At 44.1% G+C, this 10,519-nt stretch carries 9 protein-coding genes and 1 pseudogene; 3 read left to right on the top strand and 7 right to left on the bottom strand.

Annotated elements, in window-relative coordinates:
- Window positions 1–222: 222 nt before the first annotated feature.
- The 5 genes from CIK98_RS08165 to CIK98_RS08145 form a co-directional block, all read right to left on the bottom strand.
- Entirely contained in the window at window positions 223–1,062 is an 840-nt protein-coding gene (locus CIK98_RS08165) for an IS3 family transposase (RefSeq protein ID WP_256387761.1), read from the bottom strand.
- Window positions 1,063–1,091: 29 nt separating this feature from the next.
- Window positions 1,092–1,490 (bottom strand): hypothetical protein, encoded by a 399-nt coding sequence (locus CIK98_RS17640; protein ID WP_141210471.1) that lies wholly within the window; start codon window positions 1,488–1,490, stop codon window positions 1,092–1,094.
- 197 nt (window positions 1,491–1,687) lie between these two features.
- Complete coding sequence (locus tag CIK98_RS08155) at window positions 1,688–3,037, bottom strand: ATP-binding protein (RefSeq protein WP_172409868.1); 1,350 nt, start codon at window positions 3,035–3,037, stop codon at window positions 1,688–1,690.
- A 987-nt stretch (window positions 3,038–4,024) separates the two neighbouring features.
- Window positions 4,025–4,291 carry a helix-turn-helix transcriptional regulator gene (locus CIK98_RS08150; protein ID WP_094383752.1) on the bottom strand — a complete coding sequence of 89 codons (267 nt, stop codon included), beginning with the start codon at window positions 4,289–4,291 and terminating at the stop codon, window positions 4,025–4,027.
- 11 nt (window positions 4,292–4,302) lie between these two features.
- Window positions 4,303–4,779, bottom strand: a complete 477-nt coding sequence (locus CIK98_RS08145) for a hypothetical protein (RefSeq protein WP_094380878.1) — start codon at window positions 4,777–4,779, stop codon at window positions 4,303–4,305.
- 420 nt (window positions 4,780–5,199) lie between these two features.
- On the opposite strand from CIK98_RS08145, the gene CIK98_RS08140 reads away from it, so the two are divergent.
- From CIK98_RS08140 to CIK98_RS08130, 3 genes and pseudogenes are all read left to right on the top strand, one after another.
- Entirely contained in the window at window positions 5,200–6,114 is a 915-nt protein-coding gene (locus CIK98_RS08140) for an Abi family protein (protein ID WP_094383751.1), read from the top strand.
- Window positions 6,115–6,936: 822 nt separating this feature from the next.
- The gene (locus CIK98_RS08135) at window positions 6,937–7,257 is read left to right on the top strand and encodes a helix-turn-helix domain-containing protein (protein ID WP_094383750.1); all 321 of its coding nucleotides are present in this window, start codon (window positions 6,937–6,939) and stop codon (window positions 7,255–7,257) included.
- A gap of 3 nt (window positions 7,258–7,260) precedes the next feature.
- Window positions 7,261–8,517, top strand: a pseudogene (locus CIK98_RS08130) (type II toxin-antitoxin system HipA family toxin).
- A gap of 715 nt (window positions 8,518–9,232) precedes the next feature.
- Here the strand turns inward: CIK98_RS08130 and CIK98_RS08125 are convergent.
- Window positions 9,233–9,649, bottom strand: coding sequence for a PIN domain-containing protein (locus tag CIK98_RS08125; RefSeq protein ID WP_094383749.1), 417 nt, complete (start codon window positions 9,647–9,649; stop codon window positions 9,233–9,235).
- Window positions 9,646–9,927, bottom strand: a complete 282-nt coding sequence (locus tag CIK98_RS08120; protein WP_094383748.1) for a DUF6364 family protein — start codon at window positions 9,925–9,927, stop codon at window positions 9,646–9,648. Before CIK98_RS08120 ends, CIK98_RS08125 begins: the two co-directional genes overlap by 4 nt.
- Window positions 9,928–10,519: the final 592 nt, after the last annotated feature.

The following is a 10,519-nucleotide window of genomic DNA, read 5'->3' as shown; positions in this document are numbered from 1 at the left end:
TGTTTACGTACTAAAATCGTTGACTATGACATCTAAAAAGATTGACTGTCTTTCCTGATTCGGTTGACTCTTTGCCTGAAAAAGTTGACCTCGTACGGAATCAGTTGACTTTTCATATTCTTTTGTTTACCTTGTACTGAATTCGTTGACTATGAAACAACCATGAAAAACACTCGGGGAAGCCCTGCTCACGGGGCAGACAGCCCCCGTGAGCATCTCAAGTCATCTCCACATGCAACATTGTATGCCTGTCTCATGGTGTGCCTGTGACGGAACCTTGTACCCTATACTGCTGTGAGGGCGACTCTCGTTGTAGAACTGCACGAACTCTGATATACGCCGCCTTGCGTCATCATAGTCCTTGAAACGCTGCTCTCGGTAGACAACCTCAGTCTTCAGTATCCCATTGACGCGCTCTGCTATGGCATTGTCCGTAGGCTTGTAATCCTCTGTCATGCTGATTTTTATCTTGTATTTTGCCAACTCCTCCGTATACGCATTACAGCAGTATTGTATTCCTCGGTCAGAATGATGTATGATACCGGCCAATTCATCTGCAGAGGCTGATCCTATTGCCATTCTCAAAGCTTCAAGAGTATGTATGGCCTCAAGAGTTTCAGAAAGGCACCACCCTATTATCTTGTGTGAATAGGCATCTGTCACGAGATGGAGGTAGCAACATCCATCGACGAGGTCGATATATGTTATATCGCTCACCCACAGTTGGTTTGCTTTGGTCGGAACAAAACCTTTTACAAGGTTCTTATACTTGTGATAGCGATGGTTGGAGTTTGTCGTATGACGCGGCTTCGGCCGTTTCAGGACCAATCCGTGTTCATGCATAATCTTCAGGAAGGCATCACGACCAGGCACCCAGTCTTCGATGAACATACGTTTCATCATGAACCAGAGCTTATAGTAGCCGATTCCAGGATCCATCTTGCGTATCTCCTCCACCGCATCAAGAAGACGCACATGGCGCCTAACCTCCTCTGCCTCATCATGCTTACGCTTATAGTACGCCTGTTTTGTGTGGCCAAACAGTCCGCAGGAATATTCGATAGTAAAACCGAACAGGCCTGAGAGGCGTTCTACTGCTTGGCCCCAGATTTTTTTCTTATCTTGATGCCACGTTCCTCGGCTATGTCAATAAGCGTGTTGAGTGCCAGATTCTTGTCCTTGGCCTTCTTCAAATCTGTCTCAAGCTTCTGGATTTGCTTCTCCAGTATCTCGATTCTTGAGAGACAATCTGATGTTGTCTGTGAGTCTTCCTGTGCCATTTCTAATCGTTGAGAGTCATTTACGGGAGGCAAATTTACACATTTATTCTGAATCTCCAAAGGACTTAGGCAGGAATGTACCCATCCAGATAGCATATTTACGTTTGGAATGCCATATTTGATGGCTATTTCATGACGTTTCTTACCACTTTGCATGTACTCGATGCAGATTGCACGCTTCAAAGCGCAACTGAATTTTTGTCTACTCATAAATACTATTTAATCTTTTTTTGCTCTTTACGAGTCAACCTATTTCAGTACAAGACACTAAGCTCGGCGTTCTCGGCTTCCAACTCCTTGATGTGTTCAAGCAGTCGTGTACGTTCTGATATGAATTCCTGATACCGTTGCGAGGACATACTATCATCAAGCTAATAGCGCCAATACGAGACTTACGCTCCTTGTACTTACAATAAAGGTGTCATGTAAAGCGGAAGATAGGTGATACCATCCTCTACTTTATAGTCAGCTGCATGCAAAACGGTAGGAGCGGTCATATACTCTCCAAACTTATTCATACACTTCTTTAGGGAAGATAAAGTGTAGTTCTTGCCGCTTTTGACTTCTATCGGACGGATATTGTGGCGACTGGTCACTTTGTCCTTTTGAAGCAAGAAGTCTATTTCCATTCGTTCCTCGGCTTCTTCTGACGACTTACTGTAGAAAAAGAGTTTGTTACCGCAGGCTGTCAGCATCTGGGCCACGATATTCTCAATGAGCATTCCCTCGTTCACCTCCAGCTTTCCAAAGAGCAGTTTCTGGTAAATCTCAGACGAGACGATGCCCTTTTCATCAAAAGCATGACTGATTAGCAAGCCCGTATCGTTCATATAACACTTCAATGTCGTACGGTCTTCATTCATCTTCAGTCCGATGTTCGGCTCTGTCGAATTGTAGCAGATATTGACAACCCTCGCGTCCTTCAGCCAGAAGAATGCATCGTCCCAGTCGCGGTATTTCGCACCTGGTTTTAGGGCTGACAACCGAAACTTCTTTTCGTGCTTGGAGAGCTGGGGAGGAATCTGGTCGAAGATAGACACCACCTTGTCTGCTAACTCACCTGCATAGTTGAAGATGTCATTACGATAGATAGTCAGAACATCACGTTTAGCAGCATCTACGGCATCAAAGTCTTTGGTCTCAACATACTTTTTGACGGCTTGCGGCATTCCTCCAACTATCATATAAAGACGGAAAGCATCCATTGCCTGACGATGGAAAGCCTGCCCCATCGGTTTCTTCTCTGCATACATTTTCCGTATCAAATCCATCAGCATATCATTACCTGTGGCCCAAAGAAACTCTTCAAAATCCATCGGATACATCTGAATGGAACGTTCTTCCGATGGGAGCACGATGCCTTGTGTGTTTTTCTTGATACTTACCAAAGATCCCGTCTCAATGTAGTCATACTTTCTGTCGGCCACCAGAAACTTGATGGCCGCTCTTGCCCTGGGGCATAACTGAATCTCATCAAGGATAATGAGCGACTTGCGCTCATGGAGCCTTACTTTATAGTGTTGGCTCAGATAGAGGAATAACGTATCGAGGTCTTCCAGATAGAGGTCGAACCAGTCCCTGACCATTTGGGGAGCCTTGTTGAAGTCGATGAGGATGTATGACTCATACTCATTTTTCGCGAACTCCTCTACGATATAACTTTTTCCGATGCGTCGTGCTCCCTCTACGAGTAGTGCCACCTCACCGTTTCTTTGCTCCTTCCAATCAAGGAGTTGTTTATATATTTTACGCTTCATAATGATGTCATCCGCACCTTTTTGCGATTTCCGAACTTCCATATTTTACACCTTTTTGAGATTTTACACGGTGCAAATATACACCTTTTTGAGATTTTCTGCAAGAGTTTTGACGGAAAAACATAAGATATTTGATTATTTTAAGTCAGTTTGACCTCAATATTGACCTATTTCGTCGTATTTTCCCAATTGTCATTCATTACATGTACAGGGGACAGGTCACTGTCCCGCAGGAATAGTCAAAAAAATAATCTCAAATGTTATAAAATTATTGATGAGGCAGGACAGTGACCTGTCCGTGTGCCACGAGGTGCACATCTATATATAAAGGGTTGGCTACCTTCCATATAAGATGTAGCCGTAACTGCCAATGAGATGAGAGAAGGTCTCTCGGTGTCGGTGTGCAGGCACTGGCATCAAACCCTCTGCAAGCTGCTGCAGTCGGAAACGTTGCGGTGGTGAGCGTTGCAGAGAGGTACGTATTACTGAGCTGAACGCAAGTGAACCATTCTATGAGGTGTCGTTAATCTTGGTTCAAGTCATGTCAAAAGTCAGAGTCGGACAGTTCTGGCGACAAGCAATGCAATAACCTGTCTATGGCATTGCGGCATGCGGCATAGAGGTGGCAGGACAGTAATACAGGCTTGTTGGCGGAACGTGGGAAGCAGAAGACGGAATGTCAAGGGAAATGCCGAAAGTGACTAACAAGGCAGAAACGTACCGAAGTCCGCTTCTGTGGCGGATTGCCCCGTAGTAGCGTTGAAGTGTCTGTAATGGACATGGAGCGAAGGGGGTGACACACTCAAGCAACTGGAATTATACAACTCTTAAACAAAGAGGAGTATATGATGAAAGAAGCATATGCACAAAGCATAGAGTGTGAAGAGCCGTGTGAGGGGAGACTTTCACGCACGGTTCTGTGAGAGGGTGAGGGTGAAACTCCCTCGCTCTACTCGACCCTGTCCCTCACCCTTTTGTTTGTAAATCTCACTTGGCTATATTGATGAGCTTGCAGCCTAATGCCGTTTCAATCTTAGCAATGGTCTGCATGGTGAAGTTGTGTCTGCCGGTCAACCATTTGGATATTTCTGACTCCCTCTTGTGGAGTTTCTGGGCAAAATCCTTTTGGGTGAGGTTCTTTGCTTTTAGAACTTCACTGATGCGCTCTGCTATCTCGAACGAAAGCTCAAACTCGGCTTTCTGCTCTTCTGGTATAGCGGCAAGGCACTGTCTGAACAAAGCATTCTGTATCATAGGCATGGTGTTTATATTTCAAATGTGGCACTTTGAATATCAGTAATCATATTCTTCTCTATGGTTACCTTACCTGATTTCTGTGCTTTGAGCAGCACTTTGTCAAAAGTCTGCAAATCCATCACATAACCGCTCAGTTTGCTGTCTTCCTGGTAAGTTCGAGTATTCTTAACACCTCCGTTTCCGAGTATGAGAATCTGGTCAGATATTCGCAAGCAATACAAACGAAGTTTGCGCGAATCGATGGCAAGAGCCTTGACATTGTCATTCATCCTGCCTTCGTTTCGGAAGAACCGTTCAAGAGCCCCCTTGTCGATAATCTTGGACAAGGCCAAAAGTATAACGTTGAAATCCTTGTTATATGTAGCGTTGTCCTTGAATTCGTTCAGGAACTTCTCAAACTCGCTCACCTCACTGCCATCAAAACAGATGGAGAACATTCCTACATTGTCGTTCTGTTCTATTGTCTTTAATGTTGCTTTTGCCATAGTTATAATCCTCTTAATTCACTGCAAAGTTAAGTATAATTTCCGATATAAATTCACTTATGAGTGAATATTTAAGAAAGTTTCACCAATAAAGCCAAGATATGGTGAGTTTAATAGCATTTGGATCAGGACAGGGGACAGGTCACTGTCCCGCAGGAATATTCAAAAATATAATCTCAAATGTTACAAAAAATGAGGAGGCAGGACACGGACCTGTCCCCTGTCCCTTGAACTTTGGTTTGCAGATGCCGCATTTTGCATCTCGATACACCCAACATCTGTTAAAAACCACCTCCATTTCCGCACTTTTTCCTCAAAATCCTTGCACAATCCAAATAAATGCCTTACCTTTGCAGCACGAGAACCCGCCAAGCCTCTTAACAATGCTCAAATGTGCGGGTCGTTTTTTTATATGTACTTATGGCAAACAAGACAATATTCAATAAAACTTATAAGTCACCAAAAGAGTCAATAGAAATCTTGAGGGAGAGAGGATTGTCAATAACCGATGAAAGCAAGGCACAGCATTACTTGTCACACATTGGTTATTATCGTCTATCCGCCTATATGCATCCACTTCTACGTATGCCAAAAGAAGAGCATCTTTTTAAGGGAGGAGCATCTTTTGATAAGGTAATGACACTTTATCGTTTTGACAAGAAACTCCGTATGTTGCTTTTCAACGAAATAGAGAAAATAGAAGTGGCTGTGAGATGTTCTATCGTGAATTGTGGCTGTGAGATGACAAAAGATCCTTTCTGGATAACTGATGCAAGCAATTTTTCAAATCCTGCCGAATTCAACAAGACCATACATTTGATAGAGGAAGAGCTTATCCGCTCGAAGGAGGATTTTGTAACGCATTTCAAGGAAATCTACTCTAATCCATACCCACCGGCATGGATATTGATGGAAGTACTCCCCTTTGGTGTCGTCACCAATATTTATGCAAATATCAAAAACAAGAAATTAAAGAAACGAATATCTCAGTCGTTCGACTTGCAGGTTGCTCCATTTGAGTCATGGCTCACCATCGTTGCCGTCACCCGTAACTCATGTGGCCACCATTCTCGTATATGGAACAGAGTCTTCTCCATACGTGCAACGATTCCTGTAAGAATGACTCGTCCTTGGCTTTTGCTTAAGACTGACCCGCTACGCGTGTATTTTGACATGTGCATCATCAAGTACTTCCTCGACATCATATCTCCAGGCAATGACATGCTCTCCAAGATGCAGTCACTCTTCGCCGAATACCCCGAGGTTGACCTTTGTGCATTAGGCTTCCCATCAGACAACTGGCAGGACGAACCACTCTGGAGCACTCAAAGCTAAAGTCATGGCATCCTCCTCCCACATTTTCGCGTAAACACAGGTTAAAAACATTAAATCTTCACCACCGCACCCCTTCAACCATATCCCAATCCACTTTTCTACCGTATAAACTGCAAAACAGGACAGGGGACAGGTCACTGTCCCGCAGGAATATTCAAAAATATAATCTCAAATGTTACAAAAAACGAGGAGGCAGGACATGGACCTGTCCGTGTGCCACGAGGCGCACATCTATATATAAAGGGTTGGCTACCTTCCATATAAGATGTAGCCGTAACTGCCAATGAGATGAGAGAAGGTCTCACGGTGTCGGTGTGCAGGCACTGGCATCAAACCCTCTGCAAGCTGCTGCAGTCGGAAACGTTAATCCTGTTTCAAGTCATGTCAAAAGTCAGTGTCGGACAGTTCTGGCGACAAGCAATGCAATAACCTGTCTATGGCATTGCGGCATGCGGATATGATGAAAGAAGCATATGCACAAAGCATAGAGTGTTAAGAGCCGTGTGAGGGGAGACTTTCACGCACGGTTCTGTGAGAGGGTGAGGGTGAAACTCCCTCGCTCTACTCGACCCTGTCCCCTTTGGTTGAAATCTCATTGGTTGTTATCTATGCCACTTTCTTGTGCAGTAGTGCGAAAAGATATTGCTGTGGATTTCTATGGATGTGATGCGATGTTCTGTCTCGGGAGTATGCTTTTTGTTCCAAAAGACGACCCCAAATTGTTAAAAAAGCCCTATTATAATTATTTTTTATATCATAACATATCATAAAATAAAGAAATTGTTGTATCTTTGCGCTTGTAAATATAAGTTGAGTATCAATATGAGCAAGACAACAATGGGCAATAAGTTGCCCCGAAAACTGGAACAGAAGATGCAGACCGTAGGTGAGCAAATCAAACTGGCTCGTTTGCGTCGTAATCTTAGTGTGGTACAGGTTGCAGAACGGGCTACCTGTTCTCCTCTGACCGTTTCGAGGATAGAAAAAGGAACTCCGACAGTAGCGATAGGCATCTATCTCCGTGTGCTCTATGCCCTACAGCTGGATGATGACATCCTGTTGTTGGCACAGAAGGATGAGATGGGGCGGGCCTTACAGGATCTTGCGCTGAAACATCGTGAACGTGCCTCTAAAAAACAATAAGGTATGAAGACACTCTATGTATATGCGGACTTCGACTGGCTTGACGAACCAATGCTGGTTGGTGAACTTGGCTATGAATCCCTTCGTGGCTCAGACTCCTATTCGTTCAAGTATGATAACGACTGGCTCCGTCAGTATGGCAGCCTCTATCTGAGTGCCGACATTAACAACTATCCCGGTCAGCAATACACCCAGCCGGACAGGGACATCTTCGGCTGCTTCAACGATGCCTTGCCTGACCGTTGGGGAAGATTGCTGCTTAACCGTCGCGAACAAATCCTTGCCACGGAAGAGAAACGCCCCGTACGTAAGCTTTCGTCATTTGATTACCTCATTGGTATCGATGACTATTCTCGTATGGGTGGTTTCCGCTTTAAGGAAAAACAAGATGGAGAGTACATCAATTGTGAGAAATCGCTTCGTATTCCCCCTTTGACCGACATTAGGGCTTTGGTGGCAGCCAGCATGGAAATTGAGAAGAGCGAGGAACTGAATCAGTTGCCAGAGAAGAAATGGCTCTTGCAATTAGTCCATCCTGGCACTTCGCTTGGCGGTGCCCGCCCCTAGGCTGGAGTGATGAATGACGAAGGCCGGATTTGCGTAGCCAAGTTCCCGTCAAGGAACGATGACTATGATGTAGGCCTTTGGGAACACCTCAGTCATCTGTTGGCAAAAGAGGCTGGAGTCGAAGCAGCAGAGACTAGCGTCATTGAGACAGGCAAGAAATATCATGCCTTGCTCTCCAAGCGTTTCGATAGGACAGTTGAAGGACGAAGAAAGCATTTCGCATCAGCCATGACCTTGTTGGGCTTGACTGATGGCTGTGATGCCAAGTCGGGCAACGGCTATCTGGACATCGTGGACTTCATCCTCCAGAACTGCTGTGACGTAGAGCAGAACCTTCGTCAGCTCTATCGTCGAGTGGCATTCAATATAGCCATCGGCAATAGCGATGACCATTTCCGCAACCACGGATTCCTGCTGACTCCACGTGGCTGGACGCTATCACCGGCATACGACATGAATCCAACTCTTAATGAGTACCAGGCTTTGCTCATCAACTCCACAACGAATCATGCGGACCTTCAGGTGTTGCTTGATTCCTCGGAGGAGTATATGATAGGCAAAGACGAAGCCGTGTATATCATCGAAGAAGTGAAGGCTGGTGTGAAGCATTGGAAGTCCATAGCCACTCGCCTGGGTATAGCCAAGCGAGAAATGGATATGTTTGAACAGGTATTTCAACGCTCACTTAAATGAAAAAATACGTAGCATGATGTAGCGATACTGATACTGATACACAACGACTTACATGCTATAACGACAATAAATCAATGTAGCGAAAATGTAGCGGTATGTATCTTAATGTAGCAAAAAGACATATAATAATGAATAGTAATATATCATCTAAAATATGACAATACAGGAAGCCATAGAAGCCCGGCATAGTGTAAGGGCTTACAAAGTCGGGACAGGGGACAGGTCCGTGTCCCGACTTCTCATTTTTTTATAAACATTTGAGATTATATTTTTGACTATTCCTGCGGGACAGTGACCTGTCCGTGTGCCACGAGGCGCACATCTATATATAAAGGGTTGGCTACCTTCCATATAAGATGTAGCCGTAACTGCCAATGAGATGAGAGAAGGTCTCTCGGTGTCGGTGTGCAGGCACTGGCATCAAACCCTCTGCAAGCTGCTGCAGTCGGAAACGTTGCGTTAATCCTGATTCAAGTCATGTCAAAAGTCAGTGTCGGACAGTTCTGGCGACAAGCAATGCAATAACCTGTCTATGGCATTGTGGCATGCGGATATGATGAAAGAAGCATATGCACAAAGCATAGAGTGTGAAGAGCCGTGTGAGGGGAGACTTTCACGCACGGTTCTGTGAGAGGGTGAAACTCCCTCGCTCTACTCGACCCTGTACCGACGGTTCTCTGACCTGGGAGAGGACGGGTGAGGTTGAAGAAAAGACCTATTGATATTGAATAATAAAATCATCAGGTTCCATTACTGGTATTGAAGACAATCGAAAATCTTTTGTATTACGTGTGATAATGTATTCACATTGATTAAGAACAGCACAGTTATGCTGAACACAATCTTCAAAATCGCCCCATCCTGTAGAACATGAAGTTAGAATTATATCTGAATCTAAACAGCATATTGAAGCAAGAGAACTGAAACCTATGATTTTCTGTTCCCACATTTCCCTTGACATTTTGGCTCGTTCACAACAGATGTAATATGCGTTCATAATACTTAGCGAAGAAACAATCACATCCCAATTGTTCTCTTCAGCCAATGAAAGTAATGTAGATGCAGATTCATAAAATGGCCTTCTTACCAATAACAAATCAACCAATACATTAGTATCCCAGAAAATCTTCATAAGCCCTTTTTAATTCTACCCTCTTTGATTTCTTTTTTATAATCTTCTGATAAATTTTCTGGGCATACAAACTCCATCTCAAGAGCTTTAACCCTCGGTGATATTTTATATTTCACATTCCTTGAAGTTGCCATTTCACTATAACTATAGGAAGATTTACTATCACCCAAAAGAGAAATAATATAATTCTCCACTAAGCTATCAACACTCATGTTGTGTTTACGAGCATATACTACAGCATAGTTATATAAAACTTGATCTATTCTAATCGTGTTCATATATATCCTTTCTTTATTAATTCTTCAGCAAAGATAGTGCATATTATGCGGAATACCAAATAAAAGCACAAAAATTTTTATTTTATTCCCATAATGCCGCCTATTTTACGGGGCAGAGGCGGGTCAGAGGGCGAATCGGGACAGTGACCTGTCCGTGTGCCACGAGGCGCACATCTATATATAAAGGGTTGGCTACCTTCCATATAAGATGTAGCCGTAACTGCCAATGAGATGAGAGAAGGTCTCTCGGTGTCGGTGGCAGGCACTGTCATCAAACCCTCTGCAAGCTGCTGCAGTCGGAAACGTTGCGTTAATCCTGATTCAAGTCATGTCAAAAGTCAGTGTCGGACAGTTCTGGCGACAAGCAATGCAATAACCTGTCTATGGCATTGTGGCATGCGGCATAGAGGTGGCAGGACAGTAATGTTGAAGTGTCTGTAATGGACATGGAGCGAAGGGGTGACACACTCAAGCAACTGTAATTATACAACTCTTAAACAAAGAGGAGGATATGATGAAAGAAGCATATGCACAAAGCATAGAGTGTGAAGAGCCGTGTGAGGGGAGACTTTCACGCACGGTTCTGTGAGAG

It is taken from the genome of Prevotella sp. P2-180, assembly GCF_002251435.1.
In the GTDB taxonomy this organism is placed as follows: Bacteria; Bacteroidota; Bacteroidia; order Bacteroidales; family Bacteroidaceae; genus Prevotella.
The sequence above is the reverse complement of the archived record's forward strand: the minus strand, read 5'-3'. Positions and strand labels throughout refer to the sequence as shown.